This is a genomic window from Halorubrum zhoui, assembly GCF_051194155.1.
Classification (GTDB): Archaea; Halobacteriota; Halobacteria; order Halobacteriales; family Haloferacaceae; genus Halorubrum.
On the sequence record NZ_JBLZNJ010000002.1, the window covers coordinates 228,092 to 251,077 of the forward strand.

At 68.4% G+C, this 22,986-nt stretch carries 24 protein-coding genes; 9 read left to right on the forward strand and 15 right to left on the reverse strand.

Features of this window, described 5'->3' with window-relative positions; genetic code table 11:
• Positions 1-52: 52 nt before the first annotated feature.
• The gene (locus ACNTAO_RS02860; RefSeq protein WP_435160442.1) at positions 53-949 is read right to left on the reverse strand and encodes a complex I NDUFA9 subunit family protein; all 897 of its coding nucleotides are present in this window, start codon (positions 947-949) and stop codon (positions 53-55) included.
• Between the two features lie 88 nt (positions 950-1,037).
• Complete coding sequence (fen, locus tag ACNTAO_RS02865; protein ID WP_435160443.1) at positions 1,038-2,015, reverse strand: flap endonuclease-1; 978 nt, start codon at positions 2,013-2,015, stop codon at positions 1,038-1,040.
• A 157-nt stretch (positions 2,016-2,172) separates the two neighbouring features.
• Between fen and fer the strand changes: the two genes are divergently transcribed.
• A complete protein-coding gene (gene fer, locus ACNTAO_RS02870) occupies positions 2,173-2,832 on the forward strand; it encodes a ferredoxin Fer (RefSeq protein WP_435160444.1) in 660 nt (219 codons plus the stop codon).
• A 70-nt stretch (positions 2,833-2,902) separates the two neighbouring features.
• Here the strand turns inward: fer and ACNTAO_RS02875 are convergent, their stop codons facing one another.
• Both ACNTAO_RS02875 and ACNTAO_RS02880 read right to left on the reverse strand, forming a co-directional pair.
• Entirely contained in the window at positions 2,903-5,023 is a 2,121-nt protein-coding gene (locus ACNTAO_RS02875; RefSeq protein WP_435160445.1) for a DHH family phosphoesterase, read from the reverse strand.
• 47 nt (positions 5,024-5,070) lie between these two features.
• Positions 5,071-5,619: a YIP1 family protein gene (locus ACNTAO_RS02880; RefSeq protein ID WP_435160676.1), complete on the reverse strand. Its 549-nt coding sequence runs from the start codon at positions 5,617-5,619 to the stop codon at positions 5,071-5,073.
• Positions 5,620-5,834: 215 nt separating this feature from the next.
• On the opposite strand from ACNTAO_RS02880, the gene ACNTAO_RS02885 reads away from it, so the two are divergent.
• From ACNTAO_RS02885 to ACNTAO_RS02900, 4 genes are all read left to right on the forward strand, one after another.
• The gene (locus tag ACNTAO_RS02885; RefSeq protein ID WP_435160446.1) at positions 5,835-6,290 is read left to right on the forward strand and encodes a type IV pilin domain-containing protein; all 456 of its coding nucleotides are present in this window, start codon (positions 5,835-5,837) and stop codon (positions 6,288-6,290) included.
• A gap of 61 nt (positions 6,291-6,351) precedes the next feature.
• Positions 6,352-7,458, forward strand: a complete 1,107-nt coding sequence (locus tag ACNTAO_RS02890; RefSeq protein WP_435160447.1) for a S49 family peptidase — start codon at positions 6,352-6,354, stop codon at positions 7,456-7,458.
• A complete protein-coding gene (locus ACNTAO_RS02895) occupies positions 7,455-8,495 on the forward strand; it encodes a DUF4350 domain-containing protein (RefSeq protein ID WP_435160448.1) in 1,041 nt (346 codons plus the stop codon). The genes ACNTAO_RS02890 and ACNTAO_RS02895 overlap by 4 nt, the downstream gene beginning before the upstream one ends.
• Positions 8,496-8,614: 119 nt before the next feature.
• Entirely contained in the window at positions 8,615-9,427 is an 813-nt protein-coding gene (locus ACNTAO_RS02900; RefSeq protein ID WP_435160449.1) for a PspA/IM30 family protein, read from the forward strand.
• A 39-nt stretch (positions 9,428-9,466) separates the two neighbouring features.
• On the opposite strand, the gene thiL is transcribed toward ACNTAO_RS02900, so the two are convergent.
• Positions 9,467-10,360 carry a thiamine-phosphate kinase gene (gene thiL, locus ACNTAO_RS02905; RefSeq protein WP_435160450.1) on the reverse strand — a complete coding sequence of 298 codons (894 nt, stop codon included), beginning with the start codon at positions 10,358-10,360 and terminating at the stop codon, positions 9,467-9,469.
• 213 nt (positions 10,361-10,573) lie between these two features.
• Between thiL and ACNTAO_RS02910 the strand changes: the two genes are divergently transcribed.
• Together ACNTAO_RS02910 and ACNTAO_RS02915 are read left to right on the forward strand one after the other, a co-directional pair.
• Positions 10,574-10,801 carry a hypothetical protein gene (locus ACNTAO_RS02910; RefSeq protein WP_435160451.1) on the forward strand — a complete coding sequence of 76 codons (228 nt, stop codon included), beginning with the start codon at positions 10,574-10,576 and terminating at the stop codon, positions 10,799-10,801.
• A gap of 60 nt (positions 10,802-10,861) precedes the next feature.
• Complete coding sequence (locus ACNTAO_RS02915; RefSeq protein ID WP_435160452.1) at positions 10,862-12,145, forward strand: DHH family phosphoesterase; 1,284 nt, start codon at positions 10,862-10,864, stop codon at positions 12,143-12,145.
• Positions 12,146-12,220: 75 nt separating this feature from the next.
• On the opposite strand, the gene ACNTAO_RS02920 is transcribed toward ACNTAO_RS02915, so the two are convergent.
• The 4 genes from ACNTAO_RS02920 to ACNTAO_RS02935 form a co-directional block, all read right to left on the reverse strand.
• Positions 12,221-13,129, reverse strand: a complete 909-nt coding sequence (locus ACNTAO_RS02920; RefSeq protein WP_435160453.1) for a DUF106 domain-containing protein — start codon at positions 13,127-13,129, stop codon at positions 12,221-12,223.
• Between the two features lie 95 nt (positions 13,130-13,224).
• Positions 13,225-13,848, reverse strand: coding sequence for an adenylate kinase (locus ACNTAO_RS02925; protein ID WP_435160454.1), 624 nt, complete (start codon positions 13,846-13,848; stop codon positions 13,225-13,227).
• Between the two features lie 63 nt (positions 13,849-13,911).
• Entirely contained in the window at positions 13,912-14,496 is a 585-nt protein-coding gene (locus ACNTAO_RS02930) for a GNAT family N-acetyltransferase (RefSeq protein WP_435160455.1), read from the reverse strand.
• On the reverse strand, positions 14,493-14,861 hold the full coding sequence (locus tag ACNTAO_RS02935; protein WP_435160456.1) for a universal stress protein: 369 nt from the start codon (positions 14,859-14,861) through the stop codon (positions 14,493-14,495). The genes ACNTAO_RS02930 and ACNTAO_RS02935 overlap by 4 nt, the downstream gene beginning before the upstream one ends.
• Before the next feature lie 95 nt (positions 14,862-14,956).
• On the opposite strand from ACNTAO_RS02935, the gene ACNTAO_RS02940 reads away from it, so the two are divergent.
• On the forward strand, positions 14,957-15,658 hold the full coding sequence (locus ACNTAO_RS02940) for a DUF5806 family protein (protein WP_435160457.1): 702 nt from the start codon (positions 14,957-14,959) through the stop codon (positions 15,656-15,658).
• A gap of 47 nt (positions 15,659-15,705) precedes the next feature.
• Here ACNTAO_RS02940 and ACNTAO_RS02945 read toward each other — a convergent pair whose 3' ends face one another.
• From ACNTAO_RS02945 to gcvH, 6 genes are all read right to left on the reverse strand, one after another.
• Positions 15,706-17,430: an aldehyde ferredoxin oxidoreductase family protein gene (locus ACNTAO_RS02945; protein ID WP_435160458.1), complete on the reverse strand. Its 1,725-nt coding sequence runs from the start codon at positions 17,428-17,430 to the stop codon at positions 15,706-15,708.
• 73 nt (positions 17,431-17,503) lie between these two features.
• On the reverse strand, positions 17,504-18,070 hold the full coding sequence (locus ACNTAO_RS02950) for a metallophosphoesterase (protein WP_435160459.1): 567 nt from the start codon (positions 18,068-18,070) through the stop codon (positions 17,504-17,506).
• A 76-nt stretch (positions 18,071-18,146) separates the two neighbouring features.
• On the reverse strand, positions 18,147-18,620 hold the full coding sequence (locus tag ACNTAO_RS02955) for a hypothetical protein (protein WP_435160460.1): 474 nt from the start codon (positions 18,618-18,620) through the stop codon (positions 18,147-18,149).
• Positions 18,621-18,704: 84 nt separating this feature from the next.
• Positions 18,705-20,138: an aminomethyl-transferring glycine dehydrogenase subunit GcvPB gene (gene gcvPB, locus ACNTAO_RS02960; protein WP_435160461.1), complete on the reverse strand. Its 1,434-nt coding sequence runs from the start codon at positions 20,136-20,138 to the stop codon at positions 18,705-18,707.
• Between the two features lies 1 nt (position 20,139).
• Positions 20,140-21,459: an aminomethyl-transferring glycine dehydrogenase subunit GcvPA gene (gene gcvPA, locus ACNTAO_RS02965; RefSeq protein ID WP_435160462.1), complete on the reverse strand. Its 1,320-nt coding sequence runs from the start codon at positions 21,457-21,459 to the stop codon at positions 20,140-20,142.
• 166 nt (positions 21,460-21,625) lie between these two features.
• Positions 21,626-22,009, reverse strand: a complete 384-nt coding sequence (gcvH, locus tag ACNTAO_RS02970) for a glycine cleavage system protein GcvH (protein ID WP_435160463.1) — start codon at positions 22,007-22,009, stop codon at positions 21,626-21,628.
• A gap of 373 nt (positions 22,010-22,382) precedes the next feature.
• On the opposite strand from gcvH, the gene tmk reads away from it, so the two are divergent.
• Positions 22,383-22,979, forward strand: coding sequence for a dTMP kinase (gene tmk / locus ACNTAO_RS02975; RefSeq protein WP_435160464.1), 597 nt, complete (start codon positions 22,383-22,385; stop codon positions 22,977-22,979).
• Positions 22,980-22,986 lie beyond the last annotated feature (7 nt).

Below are 22,986 nucleotides of genomic sequence, written 5' to 3' on the forward strand. Positions count from 1 at the left end.
GGACCCGACGCGCCGCCGAGCACCTCGCGGCCGTGGACCGTCCCGCACATGATCACTCGACCCCCAGGTACGAGCCGAGCGTCGTGAGGTCGGCGGCGTCGACCCCGAACGCGTCGACGTCGTTGTCGTCGGTGGTGTTGTCGAACTGTAACGACCGGTACTGGTCACTACCCATCGGGAACCCCGGGACCGCACCGAGCACGCCGAGGCCGATCCGCGCGAGCGGCATCGGCAACGGGACGATCGTCACCCCGTTTCGTTCCGCCTCGTAGACGAGTTGGGTCACCGAACGAAGCGTCAGCCGCTCTGGTCCGCCGATCTCGTAGGTCGCACCGACGTGTTCGTCGCTCTCGAGCGACTCGACGATCATCGGGACGAGGTCGTCGACGTGGATCGGCTGAAATCGCGTCGTTCCACCGCCAGGGAGCGGGTACAGCGGAACGAGTGGGGCGAACAGCTTCTTCAGCCGCTTCGTGAACGAGACGAACTCGCCGCCCTCCCCGAAGACGACGGAGGGACGGAACACCGTCCAGTCGAGGTCGCTCTCCTCGACGATCCGTTCGGCCGCACCCTTCGCGCGGATGTACGCCGTGTCGCCATCTGGGTCGGCACCGAGCGCGCTGAGCTGGACGAACCGACCCACGTCGGCCGACTCGGCGGCGCGAACCAGATTCTCGGTCCCGGCTCGGTGGACGCGGTCGTGCATGACGTTCCCGCCCTTCGGTTCGAAGAGCGGCGAGAGCGCGACGAGGTTCACCACCGCGTCCTGCCCGTCGACCGCAGACGCGATCGAGTCGGGCGCCGTGACGTCGCCGACGGCGCTTTCGACGCCCGTCGGTGTCTGTGCCGGCGACCGCGACAGCGCGGTCACCTCGTGACCGGCCTCGGCGAGCGCGCGACAGAGATGTGACCCGATGAAGCCGGTTCCACCGGCTACCAGCACCTTCATGACTCTCGGTTAGCGAGGGGCAACTGTAAACTTACCGTGCTCGTCAGACGCTGAGACGACGACGTGCGCACGGCTGACCGCTGCCCCGTCACGTCCACCGGTCGAGCCCGGTCTGCACCTGTGACTCCCGGATCCGGTCGAAGCCTCGCTCGACCGAACCCCGGTCGACGCCCCACTCGTCGACGACGTAGGTCATTGCGGCGTCGACGTCCGGTGAGACCGTCTCGTCGACGGAGACGTCTCTGACGGGTGGATCGAGGAAGAACGAACGGACTGCCTCCGCGTTCGGGATCGACGCGTCCCGCGCCTCGAGCACTCCCCAGAGGTCGCCGTGCTCGCGAACGGCCGAGACGGCCGTCTTCGGACCCACGCCGTGGACGCCATCGTTGAAGTCCGTCCCGCACAGCATGGCGACGTCGACGAGCCCTCCACGGTCCAACTCGAGGTCGGCGAGCGTTGCCGCGAGGTCCATCAGCTCGGGGTCGCCCTTGCTCGTCAGGCCTCGCAGGGTGGTCGGCGCGCCGAACAACAACGTGTCGTAGTCCTCGCTGCCGGCGTGGTCGACCGAGCCGTCCGCCGCCATGTGTGCACACTGCGCCTCGCCTTCGGCCGGTGCCTCGACCACCGGCACGTCGAGCAGCCCGAGCAGCTCGCGGGTCGTCCGTTGAATGACGTCGGTGAGTCGCTGTGTTCGCGCCGAGAGCCGGGCGGCTTCGACGTCGTCACCGCGGGCCACCGCCTCGGCCCGCCGTTCCTCGGCGCGCGCTCGCTGGGCGCGACGCTCCGCGACCTCGTCGGCTTTCATCGACGTCACCTCGCCGTCGAACACCATCACCGGCGTGAGGTCGTGCTCGAAGAGCGAGGCGAGGCCCGTCACGACGCCGATCAGGTTCGGCACCTCGACGCCGTCGGCGGTCGTGTACGCCGACGAACTCGTCCACTTCACCGTCGTCGTGAGGTACCGGTACAGCCAGTTGTGCGCGTCGACGGCGACGACGCTCCCCTCGAGGTCGTCGAAGGGGATCGTCCGTATCGACGCGAGATCGCGCAGGTCCGCGTTTCCCATCGTGGTAGCACAGACGCTCCGACCGCTTAAACGGTGAGCAGATGAGTCCGTCGCGGCGGAGGTGTCGGCTGTGCCCGTCGGGTCACCTCCGACTGCGACACGTCACCGGCGTCGAGTGAGACGTTTATGTGTGTGGCTCGGCTACGCTGTACTGCGAATGGTATCGCCGTTCGACGTGTTAGACGTCCCCGACGACGCCGACGACGACGACGTCGAACGGGCGTACCGAGAGCGTGTCAAAGAGGCACACCCCGACACCGGCGGGTCGGTAGCCGAGTTCACCCTCGTCCGACGTGCGTACCGCGAGCTCGCCGACCGCGACCTGAACGGTTCGGCGACGGACCCGACGATCGACGAGTCGTTCGACGTCGATCCCGAAGGGGACACAGAGGCGGCACAGACTCGCGTAACGTTTCTCGACTACGAGGCGGTCGCCGACCGCGGCTGGGCCTTAGACGACGAGGCCCTGTTTGCGAAGGCGGCCGACGCGGGGCTGTCGGCCGGAGACTACGGTCGGTTCCTCGTCGAATCCGACGAGAGTCTCCTCGAGGCCGCAGAGAATCGTGGATACGCCTGGCCGTTCTCGTGTCGAGGGGGCGCGTGTGCGAACTGTGCGGTGTACGTCCACGAGGGCGACCTCTCACAGCCCGCGAACCACATCCTCTCTCCGGAGCTCACCGAGCGAGGATTCCGCCTCTCGTGTAACGGGTATCCGACCTCCGACGAGCTGAAGCTCGTGTTCAACGTCAAACACCTCCCAGAACTGGACGAACTCCGACTGCCGCCGGGGCCGTTCCGCCGCGCCGGGTCGCAGTAGTCGCCTCCGTCGCGGCGGACCGTGTAGGACACGACTGCAGGTACCGCGACCGACGACGACTAGTGCCCTCTCAGAACGCGTCGGCGATCGCGGCGACGACCGCGTCCTCGACCGCGTCGCGCTCGCCGGCGAGGAACGAGATCTTCCCCTCGCGGCGCCCCGCCGTCGAGACGTCTGCTTCCGGAGCGATCTCGGCCGTTCGGGAGGCGACCGACCGCACGGAGAGGTCACCCGTCGATCGGACGTACAGCTCGTCGGTGCCGATGCCGACGGTGGCGGCGGCGTCGCCGTTGGCGTGGTGTCGGTGGAGGTCGTCGAGCAGGAGCGGCGTCGGTGGGAAGTCGTAGCGGTGGGTGTACGCGTCGGTGTCCAACACCGCGAACTCGACGCCGTCTACCGACTCCGTGACGAGGTTCGCGCTCGCCGTCTCGCGTTCGGTCTCGAGCTTCTCGCGGAACTGCGCCGAGACGTGAGCGGCGAGGTCGCCGCCGTCGTCGAACAACAGGTCGTCGATCAGCTCGCGTTTGTCCTGGTACGACTGGTAGTACGCCTCCAGTGCGACCGCCTCGCGAAGCTCTGCGATCCGTTCGCGGTCGTATCCCGCGTCCCGGGCGAGCGTCACGTATCGGTCCGGCGTCTCCGCCCAGTAACTCACCGCCGGGAGGTGCACGAGGTCCGACCGCACCGCGTCGTTGACCGCGGAGGCGAGCGAGGAGACGAGCGCTCCCGTCGAGAGGTCGGCGTCGACGGACTCGAGCGTCGGCGACACCAGCGTGTCGACCTGCGCACGCGTCTCGGCGTCGGCGACCGCGGCGTCGACGACGACCGCCTCGACGTCGTACACGGAGAGCAGGTCGAGCCCGTCCGCGGACTCGGTCGTCGACCCGATGCCGACGAGCACGAACAACGGCAGCTTCTCGTCGTGCCGGTCGCGGTCCTGAAGCATCCGCGTGGCGTCGTTCGTCGCCGCGTCCATCCCGTACACCGGCTCGTCGGTGGGCCGACGGGTGAAGTAGTGGTACGCCGCGTCGCTCTGTTCGTGTGCGTCGTCGATCAGCGGGAGCACGGCCCGCTCGAGCGCCGCACCCGCCACGTAGCCGTCTGCCGTCGCCGGATGTCGGACGACGATCGGTCGCGACTCGAGCACGGCACGGCGGATCGCCTCGGCGGCGTCCAAGAGCCCCTCGCCGAGCCCCGCGACCGCCTCGTCACCGGCGAGCGGCTGGAGTCCCTCAGGTCTGGCCTCTGCGGTGAGCGCCTCGGCGAGTCGCGTCTCGACGGCATCGGCGTCGTCGCCCGCGAGCACGGCGAGCGCCTCGGTCTCGACCTGCAGATCGCCGCGACGGCGCTCGACCTCGCCGTCGAGCCGAATCGCGTCGCCGACGACGACGTCCGGGTACGCACGGACGCCCGGTTCGACGAACGCCGCGGCGTCGACGACGCCCGTCTCGTCGCGTAGCTCGAATATCGTCGGCCCGCCGGTCTGTCTGACGCTCACGACCTCGCCCTCGAGACGGACCGTCTCGTCGACGCGATCGCCGAGTGAGGCGACGGTGACGCGTTCGTCCGAGGCTGTCACCGAGTCGGCTGGCTCGGCCGCCGCCTCGACGGCGGACTCCGTCTCCGGTTCGCTGGCCGTCTCGGTCGTCTCCGGTTCGCTGGCCGTCTCGGTCGGCTCCGGTTCGTCGGCCGTCTCGGTCGGCTCCGTCTCGGTCGGTGCCGTCTCGGTCTGCTCTGTCTCGCTGGTCGCCTCGACCGGTTCTGTCTCGACCGCGGTATCGGTCGCCTCCGTCTCGTCGGCCTGGTCTGTGGGGAGCCACTCGCTGTCGCCGTCGTGGACGAGCTCACCACGGAACTCGCGGTCGGCCTGTCGGATCGACCACGCGAGGTCGATGTTCCCGTTGTCGCGCACGCCGGTGACCTGCACGAACACGTCGTCGCCGGGCTCCCACTCGAGGCTCTCGAGGCGCACGTCCAGCTCCGAGCGGTGGAGGAGACCGGTGACGCCGGGCGCCAGGTCGACGAAGACGCCGAAGTCGGCGTAGCCGTCGACGACGCCGCGGTAAAAGCGGTTCGCGACGAGTTGGTCCGGGCTGTTCCCGCGGAAGTCGAAGACGACGTCCTCCTGGTGGGACCGGCAGATCCGGCCGTCACCCTCGACGTCGGTGCCACAGATGATACAGGATCCCATTTGCGTGTATCGAGTGGCTCCCGCTTAAAACGGTTGTCGAAACCCACTCAGGCGCCCAGAACCGTACGGACGGCGGCGACGACGCGGTAGCCGACCCCGTAGCCGAACAGGGCCGGTGGCACGCCGGCGACGAGCGTGCGGAGCGGCGTCGTCTCGTGTACGGTGCGGAGACCGAGCAAGAGCAGCAGCGTCGCGTACGCGCCACAGAGCATCCGGAGCCCCGGGATCGCAGGGCCGGCGAGCGCCATCGGCGCACTCGCGTACGCGACCACCTGCACCGTCTCGCTCACGCCACCACGGTCACGGAGTCGAAACGAGGGCGTGACGTCCACGCTGGCGACGAGAAGCGACAGCGTCGCGAGCGCGGCCGTCAGGTGGAGTCCGACGGGAGCGGCGAGAGCCGTGACGACGAGGACGACGACGACCGCAGAGAGCGCCACGCTCTCGGCGATACCGGGCACGACCGCCGGCTCCGTCGCGGTCCACCCGAGGGTGAACACCCCGGCGACGACCGCGGCGAACGTCAGTCCCGGCGCCTGGTCACCGGGGACGACGCCGCGCGCGAAGAATCGGGTCGGTCGAGTGAGGACCGCGATCCACGCCTGCACGATGCCGCGCGGACCACGGGCCCGACCCGCGGGGGTCTCCGGCGTCGTTCTGGCGTTCGTGGCGTCGGAGCGCTCGGTCGAGCGAGTCACAGCCCGTCTACGGACCGACTCACTAATGCGATTGCGATTCTGTGTCGACACCCGAGTATCAAATCTGATATATAGAGGCAAACAGCTACCTGCCGTCACGGGCGAGAGGACGTATGCGCTCTCTCGTACCCGACCGTCGCGGATTCGTTCCCGTCGCCGGCACCAGCGTGCTCGTGGCCGTCGTGGCGCTCGTGTTGACCGTCGTCGGCGCGGGCGTGTTCGGACTCGTCGACGACACTGCGCCGCCGGAGGCGAGCTTCGAGGTCGAGTCGACGACGGACGGCGTGGTCGTCACGGCGCTCGGCCCCGACGCCGTCCCCGCCACTGAACTCTCGGTCCATCGGGAGGCCGCGAACGAGACGGTATCCGTCAAGCCGTGGCCCGAGACCGGCGTCGTCTCGACTGGCGACCAGGTGACGCTGGCTCCGACGCCTCCCGGCGAGGAGCTGACCGTGGTGTGGGAGCCCACGGGCTTCGCCCGCGAGGAGACGCTCGCCCGCTACGACCCCGAACGAGACGCCGGGTCGGAGCTGCGCGACGCCGGGTCGACACCCCCGACGAGATCCTGAGCCGCTGACGGCGCGCCGCCCACCACGTGGTTTATGTGTTCGACGCCACGTATACTGCACAATGTTCTCACGGGTCAGACGTGCCTGGCGCTTCGCGGTCGACTCGTACGTGGTCTTCGTCGTGCTCGGTGTGGTCCTCGGCGCCGTCCTCGCGCCGGTGGCGGTCGGCCTGGCGTCCGCACCCGGCGGCACCGTCGCGGTCGTCTACGTCGACGGCAGCATCACCGGCGCGCAGGCCACCTCGTACTCGGCACAGATGGAGGCGGCCAGAGCGGAGGCCGACGCGGTCGTCGTGGTCGCCAACAGCGGCGGCGGCAGCGCACCGGCCAGCGAGGAGATGTACATGGAGACCGTACGAACGGCCGAACAGATGCCGGTCGTCGCCGCCGTCGACGCCGCGGCCGCCTCGGGTGCGTACTACGCGATCGCGCCCGCAGAGTCGATCTACGTGAAGCCCTCGTCGACGGTCGGGAGCGTTGGCGTCGTCGCGCAGGCGCCGCCACAGATCGAACCGAACGAACAGATCGCGACGACGGGACCGAACAAGCTCAGCGGCGGGGACGGACGGGAGTTCCTTCACGGTCTCGCGACGATCCAATCGGCGTTCCTTGGGGCAGTGTACGAACACCGCGCCGACCGGCTGGCACTCGAGCGCGACGAACTGGCCGAGGCGGCGACCTACACCGGACTCGCGGCGGTCGAGAACGGCCTGGCGGACTCGGTGGGCGACAGAGAACGCGCGGTCGACGCCGCGGCGGCGGCGGCAGACATCGAGGATCCGACCGTCGAGGTGATGCGGCCGTCGAACGCGCGGTCGACGTTCCTGACACAGAGCGCGTATCTCGCGAGCGACACACCGTCGCGAGAGCTCACCGGCGTCGACGTGTATCGCGAGGAGGGAGCCGGGCTCCCGACGTATCTGATGGTGCCGGCGGGAGTGCTCGGAACCGAGACGCCGGTCGTCGACGGATCGACTGCGGTGACCGCGGTCAACGCGACCGGCGAGACGGGCACCGGGACGGCCGAGGCGACGGCGTCATCGGTGCGGAACGACACCCGGTCGTCGACGGAGCGTCTGTCGCCACCCGGCCTCGCGCACTCGGCCGGCCCGGGACACCCCGCGCCGGTGACACATGAAGCCGTTGCGGCTCTCGGGGGTGACCGATGAGTCTCCGACGCGGCCTGCTCGTGACCGTCGTCGTCGCCGCACTCGTGGTGGTCGCAGCCGTGGGGCTCTCGGTCGGGGGGTCGTCGACCGCGTCGACGAACGCGAGCTTCGACGCGTTCGACGCCGACGCCGTGAGCGAACCCCTACCCCGCGGCGGCTCCGTAGACCCCGACCCGTCGATCGGCACGGGAGCCGTCGTGCTCGTGGACGACTCGAACGGGAACCGATTCACCCGCGCGGACATCGGGCCGCTCACCGAGGGGATCGGGCGGTCCGGTGCGCGGGTCGAGTTCCACGAGACGGGAGAGTTCGAGGAGGCGCTCGGGTCCGCGGACGCACTCGTCGTCGTCGATCCCGCGACCGCGTACAGCGAGTCCGAGATCGACGCCATCGACGCGTTCGTCGACGACGGTGGGCGGCTGCTGATCCTCGCCGAGCCGACGCGCACCTCGATAAGCGGTGGGCTCTTCGGGGCCCAGTTGAGCGAGCGGGAGAGCCGGCTCACCGGGCTCGGGTCGCGGTTCGACGTCCAGTTCGACACGCGGTACGTGTACGACCAACGCCGGAACGACGGCACCTACCAACAGGTCGTCGCGGAGCCGAGCGGCGAGGCAGCGCTCTCGGACGGCGGTACGGCGGCGCTCGATGCGGACGCGACGGTTGCGTTCAGCGTCGCCGGCGAAGTGCAGAGCACCGGCGACGGCGAGCCGGTACTCGTGACGGGATCCACGACTCGAACCGTGGGAACCGACGACCCGAGACGCCACACGCTCGCCGTGCGCGACGGAGATGTGCTCGCCGTGGGTGACACCTCGTTCGCCACCGCCGCGCGCTACGACGTGGCCGACAACGAGGCGTTCCTCACGGGGGTTGTCGAGTTCTTGGTGAGCGGCGACGGAGACGGCTCGGACGGCACGGGCGACGACACCTCGAGCGTGACGGCGAACGCGACGGCGACGAACGCGACGACGAATGCGACGGCGACGAACGCGACGACGAATGCGACGGCGACGAACGCGACGACGAGCGACTCGTGACGACGCCGCCCCGTCGGCGCTTGGATTGGACGTGCGTGGGTCGTGGCTCCGTCTCGAGTAGGAGTGCTGGGTGAGCGAAACCACATGAGATTTTAACGCATGGAGCCGTTACTCGGACTATGGGAATCCTCTCGCGCGCCTCCTACGTCATCCGCTCGAAGGTGAACACGCTGTTGAATCGCGCAGAAGACCCGACGGAGACGCTCGACTACTCCTACGAACAGATGCGAGACGAGCTCCAGGACGTCAAACAAGGGATCGCCGACCTCACGACACAGAAGAAGCGCCTGGAGATCCAGAAGCGAAAGCTCGAAGAGAACGTCGAGAAGCACAACCGACAGGCCCGCGAGGCGGTTCAACAGGACCGCGACGACCTCGCGCGGAAGGCCCTCGAAAAAAAGAAGTCGAAGATGAGCCAGATCGAGGCGCTCGAGGGGCAGATAGCCGACCTCGACGACACTCAGCAGGGGCTCGTCGAAAAGAAAAACCGACTCCAGAACCAGATCGAAGAGTTCCGGACGAAAAAGGAGACGATGAAGGCCCGCTACGAGGCAGCAGAGGCCTCCTCACGCGTCTCGGAGGCGATGACCGGCGTCGGCGACGAGATGGAGGACGTGGGTCGGTCTATCGAACGCGCCGAAGAGCGAACCGAGGAGATGGAAGCGCGCTCGGAGGCGATGGACGAACTCGAAGCGTCCGGTGCATTCGAGAGCGCGCTCTCGGACGAAGACGACATCGACCGGGAGCTCGAGGAGCTCTCGACGCAGGGAGCGGTCGACGCCGAACTCGAGACGCTCAAGGGGGACGTCGGCGAGGAGGAGTCCTCCGATGAGGGCGGTGAGCCGACGGTGTCGGCCGAGACCGACGAGGCGGTCGAGGCGGAACTCGAAGAAATTCACGCGGACGTCGACGCCGACGAATCGACCGAGTGACGCGTCGGGCACCCGACGGACGACGCGCGGGTCCCGGGCTCACCCGTGGGTGTAGCCGCGGTCCGCGAGCGGATCGCCGTCGACGGTGACGCCGGCATCGGCCGCACGGACGGTTCCGACGCGAGTGAGCTCGACCGGACAGTCACGACGGGCCCGGTCGACGGCCGCCGGAGGAAGCGTACACACGAGTTCGAAGTCCTCGCCAAAGTGCGCGGCCATCTGGAACTGCTCTGTGGCGTCGTCGGTCACGGCCTCGACGGCCGGGTGCACTGGGACCGCGCTGCCGTCGAGCGCGACTCCGACGTCGCTCGCCTCGGCGATCTGGTGGAGCGACCGGGCGAGTCCGTCCGAGGAGTCCATCATCGCGGTGGCCGTCTCGGCGAGCGTGCGGCCGGCGGCGACCCGTGGGGTGAATCGGAAGAGCTCGTTCGCCCGGTCGGTCGCCTCGGCGGTCTCCCGGTCGAAGAGTCGGAGTGCGGCGGCCGAGCGGCCCCATCGGCCGGTGACACAGAGGGCGTCGCCGGGAGCCGCGCCCGACCGACGGACGACGCCGTCGGTGGGAGTCGTCCCGATCGCGGTCGTCGCGGTCGTGAACTCGGCGTGGGTGTCCAGGTCGCCGCCGACGTACGACGCGTCGACGGCGGCACAGACGTCGGTCGCGCCCGCGACGAAGGCGTCGAGCGCGTCGGGATCGAACCGTTCGTCCGCGTAGACGGCGACCGCCGCGGTGGCGCGTGCCCCCATGGCCGCGACGTCTGACAGCGAGGCCCCGACCGCACGCCACCCCGCGGTGTACCGGGTCGTTCCCGGCGGGAAGTCGGTTCGCTCGTGGAGCATGTCGGTGGTGATGACGGTGTCGTCGACGACCGCCGCGTCGTCGCCGGCGGGCGAGAGGTCGGCCGCGAGTCGTCGGAGGGCGTCGCGCTCGTTCACGACCGCACCACGGCCGCCGGGCGATTAGAACGTTCGGTCCAGAACGGGTCTCGTGGAACCGTCCGCGAGATCATCATTATCGTTCATTAGAGTTAAGTCGGTCGAAGACACAGGTGCAGTTGAGATGCCTGTACGCGGTCACGACCACGTCCACTACCAGCGCCCGTATGAGTTACCGATCGACCGACCGACCCGCCCCCCCGATACGCCCAAATGACACCTGACTCGACGACCCACCGCACGAAGCCGACGACGCGACAGACAGACGCACCGAACGCCCGCGGCGAGGCACCAACGCACCGAACCAGCCCGACGACGCCGACGGGTGCGACCGCCCTCGACGGTCCAGACGCGACGGTCGAGCGACTCGTGCCCATGGCGCCGGCCGGACGAGGGCCGCGACCGGACCCGACGACGCTCCCGACGAGCCGACGCGACTGAGGCGGGTGCGGGACCGCCAGAGAGCGGCGGAGTTTTCCCGCTCCCGACCAGCAGTCGCGTATGGACGACGACCTCATCGATGACGCGGGGAGACCGCTGTCCCGGTACACCCGCCTCCCGGGTGCCGGGTTCTTTTATCCCGACTCACTCGACGAACAGCGGGCAGCGACCCGCGACCGCGAGACGATCGAAGGCGCCGATGCGATCGTGATAGCCGACGGCGACGCCGACGGACTCGCCTGCGCGGCGATGATCCGAGCCGCTCACGACGCGGCGCTCGACCCGGAACCCTTCGAGCGAGCACTGACCGAAAAGGCGACTGACGGCGTGGGCGACGGCGCGACCGCAGCCGACGGCGCGACCGAGGCCGTCGACGTAACCACCGACGTCGACGCGGCCGACGATCCGACCGAGGACGCACACACGTGGTCTTCGGTCGGCCTCCTCCCCGCCGGTCCGTACGCACTCGATACCGCCCTCGAACGCGTCGCGGCCCACGCGGATGCGGGCGTCGACGTGTACGTTTGTGACCTCTGTCCGGACGACTACGAGCCGATAGCCGACTCACTCGAGTCGCTCGCAGGAACGGTGCGCTGGTTCGACCACCACCAGTGGGACTCGGCGGTCGCCGAGGCGGTCCGCGATGTCGGGGTCGACCTCGTCGTCGGAGCGTCAGACGAGGAGTGCACCGCCGACGTGACGCTCCGGTCGCTCGCGACCGACTTCGAGAAACGATGGCACGAGCTCGCCACGGTGACGCGTGACCACGACCTGTGGATCAAGACGGACCGGCGGTCCGACGACCTCGCCGACTTCTCGTACTGGTCTGGAAGCGAGACGTACGTCGCACTCGTCGGAGCCTACGGTCCGGACCTCCCGCCTTCGGTCGACGACTACCTCGAGTCGCGGCGGGTCGAGAAGGCCGCCCGGATCGACGCGGCCGTCGACCGCGCGGTCGTCCACGAGGTCGGCGCGTGGTCGGTCGGGGTGACCTACGGCCGGTGTTCACAGAACGAGGTGGCAGAACGACTCCGCGAGGCCGGTGCCGACGCCGCCGTGATCGTCAAACCGGCCGGGTCGGCGTCCATCCGTGGATCCGAGACCTTCCAGCACGCTCACGAGGTCGCCGGGCGGGTGAACGGCGGCGGGCACCCACAGGCGGCCGGCTGTAAGCCGGACATCTACGACGACATGCTCGATTACGCCACCCACTGGACGACCGACGGCGAGGCGTGTAAGCGGGTCATTCTCGCCGCGTTCGAGGCGGTCGCCGAAACGGTGCAGGCTGCCGGGGAGCCGGGGAACGGCGAGACAGAACACAGCGGGTCGAACGACGCCGAGTAGCCCGGTCGACCAGACGACCCAATCGACTGAGGCGGTGAGAAAAAAGACCGGTGTCCAGTCGCGCGGCGCGCCCGATCAGGACGACGAGGGCGACATCTGGATGTTCAGACTCTTCTGGACGATCTGCGTGAACGCCATCGAGCAGAGGAAGTACCAGACGATCCACATCTGCAACGGGCCGACGAGCCCGGCGTCCCACGTCACAGCGCCCGCGAGCGGCACGACGATCTCCTGCGTTGCTATCGCGGGATACGCAGACTCGGAGCCGCGGTAACCGATGACCCAGAACATCCAGAGGAACGCCGGGATCGTGAGGAACATGATCCAGACCATCGGTCGAAACTGCTCTTTGAACATGCCGAGCTGGTCGCCCATCGCGTCCATCTGTTCTTCTTGGATCGCGTCGAGCGCCTCGTCGTCGTCGCGTTCTTTGGCGTCCTTACGGCGCTCTTGGATGTCTTTCATCCGATCTTGATACATACTCATCTTCTCCATGTCCATGAGCCCGGCGCGCAACAACGTGGAGTAGAGCCCGGTCGCGAGCGCGATGAGCATGATGATGACGTAGAAGGGGACGAGCGAGAGCAGCGGCCCCAACACCACGTCGATCGCGCCAGCGATGAGGTTCCGAACCGGCGCGACCGCGTAGCCGACGAACGCACCGACCGTCGCGACCGCCGCCAGCTTGTCCCACTTCGACCACGACGTGGTCTCTGGCGTCTCGACGTCGCTTCCGGTGGAGTCGTCGGGCGTCTCGAGTCCTGCCTCGATAGCCTCGGTGCTTGCGAGCGCAAACCCCTCCTCGCCGTCGACGAGCACCTCCTTTTCTATTAGCCGGCCCCACTGGCCGCTCGTTATCTCGTCGCGGACGTCGACCCATCGAACCTCACCGTCCGTGGCGCGATCGAGGACCACTTCGACGGCGGTTCGCATCTCGTCGTCGCCGTCGACGAGCGAGCGAACTCGTCGTTCGACTTTACCCATTGACCGTTAGTTCGTCGTCGACGGTTAAGAAGCTTGCAGGATCGACGAGCGGGATGTCCCCGCGAACCGCACTCGACGAGACCTCGGCTCGAGGCCTACGATTCGACGACCGACTGGATCCGCTCGAAGACGGCCTCGGGTGGTGCCTCGCCGTCGACCGTCTCCAAGACGCCCTCCGTCCGGAAGTGTTCGACGACGGGTGCCGTGTTCTCCTCGTAGACGGCGAGCCGCTCGCGGGCCGTCTCTTCGGTGTCGTCCTCGCGCTGGACGAGGTCGCCGCCACACTCGTCACAGACCCCGGGTTCTTCGGGCGGCTGGAACTCGACGTGGTAGTTCGCCCCACACGATTCACACACGCGACGGCCCGTGAGCCGGTCGACGAGCACCGCCTCGTCGACGTCGAGAAAGACGACCGCGTCGAGGTCGGTGATAGACGAGAGGAACTCGGCCTGTTCGAGCGTCCGTGGGTAGCCGTCGAGAACGAAGCCGTCGGCGTCCGAAAGCGCCTGTTCGACGATCTCGTTGACGACGGGATCCGGCACGAGCTCGCCCGCCTCCATGTACGAGCGCGGCGTCCCGTGCTCCGTCTCCACGTCTTTGTTCGCCCGGAGCGCGTCCCCCGTGGTGACGTGCTCGAGGTCGTACGCGTCGGCCAGCTTCGCGCTCTGTGTGCCCTTCCCAGCGCCCGGCGCTCCCAACAACAGAATGCGGTGACTCATGGCTTGCCGCTCGGCGTCCGCACGTAAAGCCTTGAAGATTCTGCGACGCGCGCCGCAATCGGGCTACGCGGTCGAGTCGTCGTCCGTGGCGTGCTCGGCGGCTGTGTCGGCGGTCGACTCGTTGAGCCGGAGCGCCATCTCGCGTTCGAAGCTCTCGGTGTTCGACGTCTCGAAGCCGATCTTCTCGTACAGCGAGACGGCCGCGCGGTTCCACCGTTCGACGGTGAGCCAGACCCGCTCGATCCCGGCCGCCTGTCCACACCCGAGGAGCCCGCGGATGAGCCGCGTTCCGATCCCCGCACGCTGGTAGGTCTGGTGGACGAAGATCGCGAGCTCGTACGCGTCGTCGTCCGGCACGAGCGTCGCGTGACCCGCGACCGACCCCTCACACCAGGCGACCACGTTCAGGCAGTCGTCGGTGAGGATCGCATCGAGCCACTCGCGCACCCGCGACTCCCCGCCGGGAGGGATCCCCTGTGCGCGGTCCGACGGGTCGAAGGAGTCGTACATCGAGACGAGTGCCTCGTAGGACGCCTCCGTGCCGTCGTACTCGCGTATCTCGACCTCGCGGCCCTCGCCGTCGGTGAACGTGATCGGCGGCGTCTCGAAGCGTCCCGCGACCGCGTCCGGGTAGCGTCGCTCCCTCATCGTACGAGCGTGACCGAGGTGTTGCTGTTCAAGAGGACGAACTCGGCTATCGGCCCGATCGAGATCTTTCCCATCGGACTCGTGTGCCCGCCGCCCAGCACGATCCGGTCGAACTCCTCCTGTTCGGCGATGTCGACGAGTCGGCTGCCCGGGTCGCCGTCGATGCGGCGGACCGCGGCGTCGATCCCCGCGTCGGCTATCGCCGCTTCCGCGCGGCGAACCACCTCCTCGACGGCGATCTCCGCGTTCGGGTTCTCTACCACCCCGACGGTGAGGTCGTCGCCGGCGACCGCCGCGCGTTCGACCGTCTCCTCGAGCGCACGCAGCGAGTCGTCGCTGCCACCGATCCCACAGAGCACGTGCATGCGTGCTCTCTCACCCGGGGATCAAAAAAGCGTTCGCCGTCGAATCGACCGACCGTACCCACAACCATTTGTCCGCGCCGCGACTGTGAGCGACCATGACTGACGATCCCGAGCCGTCGACGGACGCCACGGCGGATGCGGACCGCGACGCGGACCACGACGAGGTGGAACGCGACGGCGTCGACGACGCGAACCGCAGCGACGTGAACCGCGACGGTGCGGACGCGACCGACGCCGACGCGCCGACGACCGACGCCGACGCGTCGGTGCCGCGCGACGTCCAAACGTACGAACGGTTCACGAAGATCGACGGGGCCCGCTACGAGCGGGTCAACGAGTTCTTGCGAGATCGCACGTACGTCACGGCCCGCGAGTGGGCGATCGCTCGACTCTGTGCGGACTTTCGGACCGAGACGGGCGTCGAGATGACGAAGATCGGCGAGAACCTCCCCGAGCTCGTCCCGTTCATGACCGACACGTACACGCCACAGGCGGTCAATCAGGCGCGATACGCCTTCGAAGAGAAGGTGACGAAGGCCGGAGCGACGTTCCTCTACGGCGCGATGTCGGGCTTTTTCACCGCCGAGGATCTCGACGAGATGATGTACGAGGTGACGGAGGTCGCGAAGTTCCTCCTCGAAGTCGAGGGCGTCGACCTTGCGGTCGCAGAGGAGCTCGACGCCGAGGACCGAATCTCCGCGGTGATGCGTGAGGTGCGCGAGTCCTCCGCTGACCTCCGTGGTGAGGAGGTGCGGTGTCCCGAGTGCGGACACGTCCACGAGCCGGGCGAAGAGTGAACCGCGACCCCGACACGGCGGGGAGACGGCCGGGCCGTATCGCTGGATCAGTCGTCTGCGGTACTCGCAACGTCGCCAGTACCGGCGAGGAGGTCGTCGCCGTACCCGGGGACCGTGCCGTCGTCGTTCCATCCCCGGAGCGCGTAGTACTCGGAGAGGCCCGCCTCGAAGCCGTCGATCTCGTACGGCAGCGTGTCGTCTGCGCGGTCGAATCCGCGCGCGTTGTTGAACGCCCGCTCGAGCTCGACGATTCGAGCGCCGACCGCGAGCAGGTCCTCGTAGTCGGCGGCTAAGAGCGCTCCAAGCCGGTCGTCGGTGACCACGCCCCGCGAGAACTTACACACCACCGCCGAGTCGAGGACCGCGTTCCGGTTCTCTTTTTCGACGAGCTTCGGCGGCTTTCCGTCGAGCCCCTGCGGGTCGAGCGCCTCGTCTTTCCCGACTAGGGGATACTCGTACGCGTAGAACTCGCCGTACATGTGGTCTGCACCGCGATTCGCCGTCGCGAACGCGAGCCCCTGGCCGTTCAGGTGCCGGCCGTCGTGTCCGGAGAAGTCGAGTCCCTTCACCGTCCAGTCGTCGACGCCGAACTCGTCGTGGACCCGGTGGACGCCCTCTGCGAGCGTGTCTCCGACCCCCTCACGATAGGCGATCTGTTCGACTATCGACTGTGCGAGCTCCGCGTTACCGAACTCGTCTTCGCTCGCGAGGTACATCGACACCGTGTCGCCACACGAGATGGTGTCCATCCCGAGTTCGTCACACAGCTCGTTCGCGGCCATCACGTCGACAACGTCGTCGACGCCGGCGTTGCTGCCGAACGCCATCACCGTCTCGAACTCTGGCCCTTCGGTTTCGAGGCCAGTCGCCTCGTCGCGGGTGGGGAGCTTACACGCGAACGCACACTGCGAGCACGTTCCCTTCTTGTACTTTTTTTCTTCGACGCGGTCACCCGAGATGCCGGCCGCTCCCTCGAACGACTGCTCGGCGAAGTAGTACGACGGGAGCGCCTCCACCTCGTTGGCGAGTTCGGTCACACTGGCCGTCCCCTGTCGTTTCATGATCGAGTCGGAGGTCGCCGCCTCCCGGTGGACGTCGCCGGCCTCGTCCGGCCACTCGACGTCGATGTCGGCGTCGGCGTCGCCGTCGAAGGTGAGCGCTTTCACCCCCTTAGAGCCGAGTACAGCACCGAGTCCGCCACGACCGAACGCCCGCGATTCCGAGGTCATGATCGACGCGAACCGGACGGCGTTTTCGCCGGCCGGACCCACACACGCCACGTGCTCCGGCTCCAGGTCGTGGGTGGATTCTACGTGCGCCGAGACGTCGGAGACGCGCGCCTCAGCGAGCCCTGGGACGGCTTCGAAGGTGACGTTCGGGGTGCCGTCGTCGTCGGGTTCACGGACGTGTACCGCGAGCAGTTCGTCGCTCGCCCCGACGAGCTCGACGGCGGCGTATCCCGCGCCGGTGAAGTTGCGTGAGAGGAAGCCGCCCGCGTTCGACGAGAGGAGACCGTCTGTCAGCGGCGAGACGGCCGTCGCCGCCATCCGCCCGGTGTACGACGTTCGCGAGTACTGCATCGGCCCGGTCGAGAAGTACAAGCGGTTCTCCGGGCCGAGCGGGTCGACGTCGAACGGGATTCGCTCGTACGCGAGCCGGGTGTTGAGCCCGCGGCCGCCAACGAACGAGGCGAGCACGGTCTCGATCGGCTCGGTGCTGGCCGTCCGTTCGGTCAGATCGATCGTGAGGAGATCGCCCTGTGCGTGTCTCATGTCCGACCATACGCCAGCGCGTCAATAAACCTCCGGGTCACCACGCGGATCGCCGGATCTGCGGCCGCACTATTCAGGACCGCAATCGATGGCTCGTCACCGCCTCGGCACCCGCCACGCCGGTGTCGAGCACCGCCACGTGGAAGGCGTCGTCGGCACCGTCGACGGGGATCGGCAGTCCACCCGGGTTCACCCGAACCGTCTCGCCGCGCGTCTCCACGGCTCGGGCGTGTGTGTGGCCGTGTACCACGACGTCGTAGTCGCCACAGTCGACGAGGGCGTCGACGACGACCTCGCTCGTACCGTGGGTGACCGCGACGTCGAGCGACTCGGCCGATTCGACCGACTCGGTCACCTCGACTGCCGACTGGCCAGGAGCCCCGACCGGGAACGACAGCGCACCCGCCTCGCCGAGGTACTCCCCGAACGCGTCGACGGTCGACTCAACGGCCCACTCGCCGTCGTTGTTCCCGCGCACCGCGTAGAAATCGAAGTCAGCGTCGAAGGGGGTCACCGAGAACGGCGCGACGAAGTCGCCACAGTGGACGACTGCGTCGACGCCGCGCGACTCGAACAGCGCTACGGCCGCCTCGATGGCGTCAAGATCGTCGTGGGTGTCAGAGACGAGACCGACGAGCATACTCGATCGGAGTGTCGGTGTCGGGAGTGATAAGTGTCGGTCCTCGGTCGCGCTCGTTCGCACACCTGCGTCGGCCTCACCGTCCGGCGTCGTCGCCAGCGACGGCCTCCGTCGGCGCGACGACGGCGTCGGCCGAGGACGCTCCCGACCGGCGTGCCGCGAGTGCAATTGCCACGTACAGCGCACCGATCGCTCGGAGCAGCGGCGTCGATCGATCGTGCCACCGGACGCGGTCGGGGTCCTCGAAGATCAGTCGCGTCGCGAGCCGCTGGTATCGTCGCGGGAACGTCACCACAATGCTCCCGCCGACACCGACCGCACCGATCACCAGCCGATACAGTCGGCCACCCACGAGCGCCGCGAGGACTAACAGCACTCCCTCCGCACGGACCAGCGAGGGAACCCACGGCCGAATCGTCGGGACGCTCACCGCCTCGTCGCTCTCGGCGTCGGTGTCGACGTCGACCGCGACGGTCTCGAACGCCGCGAGCGTCCGGCGTGGCGCCAGCGCGACGAGTCCACCGAGGACCGCCAGGATCTGTCGGAGCATACGTGACGGTTCGTCGACACGGCTAAAGAGCGCACCGCACGTTCCCGACATCCGAGAGCTTCGGCCCCGTGGAGCGCTCGGTGCTCACTCCGTCTCGTGGAGCGCCTGCCAGGAGAGCCGCGGGGTGCGTGCGGCACCGACCTGGTCGATCCGAGAGGCGGCCGTGCGGCTCGGTGCCGAATTGAGCGTCTCGGCGTCGTCGCCGAACGCGACGTTGAACGCGGCCGCGAGGTCGTCGAGCGACGCCTTGTTCTCGATCTCCGTCGGCTCCGTCAACATCGCCTCGGGGACCATCTCGGGCCACTTCGTCGTCGGCGGGTGAACGCCGAAGTCGAGCATCCGTTTTGCGACGTCCGCGGCGTCACGGTCCCCGGCCGTCGCCGCGAACTCGTGATGGAAGGGGCCGTGTGGGACCGCGAGGTCGATCTGGTTGGCCAGGTAGTTCGCGTTGAGCACCGCCTTCGCCGCCGCGTCGGACAGCCCCGCGTCGCCCAGTCGGGCGATGTAGGCGTACGCCTTGATCAACACCAGCCAGTTGCCGTGGAAGCCGTGGACCTTCCCGATCGACTCGGGTGGCGCGAAGCGCTCGTACCCGTCGCCGTCGGTCGCCTCGCGGACCCGGGGCGTCGGGAGGAAGTCGGCGAGTTCGGCGGTCACCCCGACGGGTCCGGCTCCGGGGCCGCCCCCGCCGTGTGGGGTCGCGAACGTCTTGTGGACGTTGTAGTGCATGACGTCGAATCCCATGTCGCCCGGGCGCCCTCGGCCGAGCAACGCGTTGAGGTTCGCGCCGTCGTAGTAGAGGAGTCCACCGGCATCGTGGACGATGTCGGCGACCTCGGCGATGTCGCGCTCGAAGAGGCCGACCGTGTTGGGATTGGTGAGCATGAGTGCGGCGGTGTCCTCGCCGACGGCCGCCCGGAGCGCATCGAGGTCGACGCGGCCGTCGTCGCCGGAAGGGAGTTCGACCACGTCGTAGCCGGCGGTCGCGGCGGTGGCGAAGTTCGTCCCGTGTGCCGACGCGGGGATCACCACCTCCGAGCGGTCGGTACCGTGGTGTTCGTGACACGCCTTCGCCACGAGGATCCCGGTGAGCTCACCTGCCGCGCCCGCCGGCGGCTGGAGGGTGACGGCGTCCATGCCACCGATCTCGGCGAGGACGTCCTGTAGTCGGTACAGGATCTCGAGGATCCCCTGTGTCGACCGGTCCGACCGGGCCGGGTGGACCGCCGCGTTCGGGTCGGCCGCGACGTCCTCGGTGAACGACGGGTTGAACTTCATCGTGCAGCTCCCCAGCGGGTACGGCCCCGAGTCGATAGACCAGTTCATCTGCGAGAGTCGGGTGTAGTGGCGGGCGATCTCCGGCTCGGAGGGGTTCGGCAACGTGAGCGACTCACGCGTCAGGTCGTCCGGCAGCGGCGAGTCCGCCGACACGTCGACGGTCGCCGTCCCCTTCTCGTCGAGCAGGGGCTCCCGAACCGCGTCCGATTCGCTCGTGTAGGTGGCCTGATCGTGATACATCTCAGATCACCTCCGCGACCGCGGCGACGAGGTCGTCCGTCTGGTCCGCGGTCAGGTCGGTCACACACGCCTGTAGGTGGTCGTCGTCGACGACGTGGACGGCAAATCCATCCGTTTCGAGCGCCGACGCGACCGCCGGCGCCGGCGACTCGGTCCGGAAGACGAACTCGCGGAAGTGGTGGCGGTCGTGGACCGGCGCGGTCACCCCCTCGATCGCGTCGAGGTCGCTCGCGAGGGCGGCCGCGTCGGTGACGCAGTCGTTCGCGAGATCGACGAGCCCCGACGGCCCGAGTGAGGCGGCGTGGATCGCCGCTCTGAGCGCGACCCACGCCTGATTCGTACAGATGTTCGACGTCGCCCGCTCCTTGCGAATGTGCTGTTCGCGGGTTTGGAGCGTGAGCGTGAACGCGCGGGTTCCGTCGGCGTCCTCGCTCGCCCCGACGAGGCGACCGGGCACCTGTCGGAGGTAGTCCTCGCGACACGCGAAGATGCCGAGCCCCATGCCGTAGCTCGCCGGAAGTCCGAGCGCGCCCGCCTCACCGACAACGACGTCTGCACCCACGCTCGCCGGCGCTTCGAGCACCGAAAGGGCGACGACGTCCGACCCGAGCACGAACAGCGCGTCGGCGGTCTCGGTGATCGATCCGATCGCCTCAAGTCGCGCTTCGAGACAGCCGCGCACGGTCGGGCTCTCGGCGTACACCATCACGACGTCGGCGGCGGCGCGGTCGGCGAGCGCGTCGACGTCGGCGATGCCGTCGGCCATCGGGTACGACTCGACGGTGAGACCGGCACCGTCACAGTAGTTCTCGAGTACCGCCCGTTTGCCGGAGCGCAGGTGTGCCGGCACGAGCACGACGTCACCGGTCGTCGACCGGACGCGGTCGGCGAGCGTCGCCGCCTCCGCGAGTGCGGTCGCGGCGTCGTACATCGAGCAGTTCGCGACCGGCAGACCGGTCAGCTCGACGAGCATCGACTGGTACTCGAAGAGCGCCTGTAAGAAGCCCTGTGAGACCTCCGGCTGGTACTGGGTGTAGCTCGTGAGGAACTCCGAGCGGTCGGCGAGGTGGTCGACGATACTCGGTACGTAGTGGGAGTAGTGGCCGCGGCCGAGGAACTCGACGAGGTCGTCGTTGGCCGCGAGCGCGTCGGCACACTCGCGACGAATCTCCCGTTCGGTCCGTGGCTCGATTCCGAACGTCCCGTCGAACCCGACGGCCGCGGGAATGTCGAATAACCCCTCCTCACTCTCGGCGCCGATGGCGTCGAGCATCGCTTCGGTCTCGGCGTCCGTGTGGGGCGCGTACGGACTCCCACTCATCGGTGCGCCTCGATCGTGGCGGACTTGCCGTCGGCCTGGTTGGTGGCCCCGACGCCGGTTCGTTTGGTGGTCGGGTCGTCGGCGGGTCGTCGGTGCGGGTGTGTCGATGACATGTGTCTGTGTTCGAATTGGCGCGGTCGACCGCGGTCGTGATCGACGACCACGGTCAGGCGATCTGGTCGGCGTACTCGGCCGCGGCGAGCGTCTCCGCTTCGTCGACGCCGTCGCTCGGTTCGACCTCGAGCATCCAGCCGTCGTCGTACGGCGACTCGTTGACGAGCTCCGGGCGGTCGAAGAGCGCCTCGTTGACCGCGGCGACCGTTCCCGAGATCGGTGCGTACAGGTCTGAAACCGCCTTGATCGACTCGACGACGCCGAACGCCTCCCCTGCGGTGACCTCGTCGCCGACGGCGGGGAGCTCGACGAAGACGACGTCGCCGAGTTCGTCCTGAGCGAAATCAGAGATACCGACCCGAACGGTCGCGTCGTCGACCGTCGTCCACTCGTGCGATTCCAGATAGCGTACGTCGTCGGGAACTTCGAAGCTCATTGTGTGAGAGACCGCGGTGCGTACCGACCGTCGGCCCCCGAACCGCACGACGGCCTCGTCCAACACGCACCGCAGTGTGCTGTGTAAACCGATCACAGACGGGCAAATAAATGGTGTGTTCTCGGCGGATTTCAACCGTGACGTAGGCGATCGGTCGAATCTCTCGACTCGTCCGGGTGAGTTGGGGCGAGTCGTGAGCAGGTCGCGGGCGAGTCGTGAGTGGGCCGCGGGCGAGTCGTGGGTGGGCCGCGGGCGAGTCGTGGGTGGGCCGCGGGCGAGTCGTGGGTGGGCCGCGGGCGGGTCGCGGGGGTCGCAAGGGGGTTGTAGAGCGGAAACCCCGCCAGTTTATCGGCTACCGGACCGGAGCGGGGCCATGTTGATCACGCTCGAGGGGATCGACGGAAGCGGGAAGACGACTGTCTGGGAGGCGCTCCACGACCAGTATCCCGACGCGGTGTTCACCCGAGAGCCGACAGAGAGCTGGTACGGAGACGCGGTGTACCGGTCGCTCGCCGACGAAGACGCCGACCCGCTCGCCGAGCTCTTCTTGTACACCGCCGACCACGCGGCTCACCTCTCGGAGACGATCCGACCGGCGCTTGCCGAGGGTACCCTCGTCGTCTCCGACCGCTACTCCGACTCCCGGTTCGCGTACCAGGCAGCCACGCTCGACGCGAGCGACGCCATCGACGTCGACCGGCCGATGGAGTACATCCAGGGGATCCACGCCGCGTTCTCGCGTCCCCCGGACGCGACCATCTACCTCGACCTCGACCCGACGACGGCGGCCGCTCGGGCCGGCCGGACGGACAAGTTCGAGCGCGACGGGTACCTGTCGGCGGTCCGAGCGAACTACGAGCGACTCGTCGACGCCGAGCCAGGACGGTTCGTCCGCGTCGACGCCAGTCAGCCGCCGGAAGTGGTCGTCGAGCGGGTCGAGTCCGCGGTCGCGGCACTCGTCGAGCCGTGATCGTCGC

Bases quoted from the DNA above. Each gene is read 5' to 3' on its own strand.
- ACNTAO_RS02915 (WP_435160452.1), top strand. From the start codon at position 10,862: ATGGACGACGACCTCATCGATGACGCGGGGAGACCGCTGTCCCGGTAC.
- ACNTAO_RS02930 (WP_435160455.1), bottom strand. From the start codon at position 14,496: ATGAGGGAGCGACGCTACCCGGACGCGGTCGCGGGACGCTTCGAGACG.
- ACNTAO_RS02890 (WP_435160447.1), top strand. From the start codon at position 6,352: ATGTTCTCACGGGTCAGACGTGCCTGGCGCTTCGCGGTCGACTCGTAC.
- fer (WP_435160444.1), top strand. From the start codon at position 2,173: ATGGTATCGCCGTTCGACGTGTTAGACGTCCCCGACGACGCCGACGAC.
- ACNTAO_RS02940 (WP_435160457.1), top strand. From the start codon at position 14,957: ATGACTGACGATCCCGAGCCGTCGACGGACGCCACGGCGGATGCGGAC.
- ACNTAO_RS02945 (WP_435160458.1), bottom strand. From the start codon at position 17,430: ATGAGACACGCACAGGGCGATCTCCTCACGATCGATCTGACCGAACGG.
- ACNTAO_RS02950 (WP_435160459.1), bottom strand. From the start codon at position 18,070: ATGCTCGTCGGTCTCGTCTCTGACACCCACGACGATCTTGACGCCATC.
- ACNTAO_RS02925 (WP_435160454.1), bottom strand. From the start codon at position 13,848: ATGAGTCACCGCATTCTGTTGTTGGGAGCGCCGGGCGCTGGGAAGGGC.
- gcvPB (WP_435160461.1), bottom strand. From the start codon at position 20,138: ATGTATCACGATCAGGCCACCTACACGAGCGAATCGGACGCGGTTCGG.
- ACNTAO_RS02920 (WP_435160453.1), bottom strand. From the start codon at position 13,129: ATGGGTAAAGTCGAACGACGAGTTCGCTCGCTCGTCGACGGCGACGAC.
- ACNTAO_RS02955 (WP_435160460.1), bottom strand. From the start codon at position 18,620: ATGCTCCGACAGATCCTGGCGGTCCTCGGTGGACTCGTCGCGCTGGCG.
- ACNTAO_RS02875 (WP_435160445.1), bottom strand. From the start codon at position 5,023: ATGGGATCCTGTATCATCTGTGGCACCGACGTCGAGGGTGACGGCCGG.
- ACNTAO_RS02885 (WP_435160446.1), top strand. From the start codon at position 5,835: ATGCGCTCTCTCGTACCCGACCGTCGCGGATTCGTTCCCGTCGCCGGC.
- ACNTAO_RS02860 (WP_435160442.1), bottom strand. From the start codon at position 949: ATGAAGGTGCTGGTAGCCGGTGGAACCGGCTTCATCGGGTCACATCTC.
- tmk (WP_435160464.1), top strand. From the start codon at position 22,383: ATGTTGATCACGCTCGAGGGGATCGACGGAAGCGGGAAGACGACTGTC.
- ACNTAO_RS02910 (WP_435160451.1), top strand. From the start codon at position 10,574: ATGACACCTGACTCGACGACCCACCGCACGAAGCCGACGACGCGACAG.
- gcvPA (WP_435160462.1), bottom strand. From the start codon at position 21,459: ATGAGTGGGAGTCCGTACGCGCCCCACACGGACGCCGAGACCGAAGCG.
- ACNTAO_RS02895 (WP_435160448.1), top strand. From the start codon at position 7,455: ATGAGTCTCCGACGCGGCCTGCTCGTGACCGTCGTCGTCGCCGCACTC.
- gcvH (WP_435160463.1), bottom strand. From the start codon at position 22,009: ATGAGCTTCGAAGTTCCCGACGACGTACGCTATCTGGAATCGCACGAG.
- ACNTAO_RS02900 (WP_435160449.1), top strand. From the start codon at position 8,615: ATGGGAATCCTCTCGCGCGCCTCCTACGTCATCCGCTCGAAGGTGAAC.
- fen (WP_435160443.1), bottom strand. From the start codon at position 2,015: ATGGGAAACGCGGACCTGCGCGATCTCGCGTCGATACGGACGATCCCC.
- ACNTAO_RS02935 (WP_435160456.1), bottom strand. From the start codon at position 14,861: ATGCACGTGCTCTGTGGGATCGGTGGCAGCGACGACTCGCTGCGTGCG.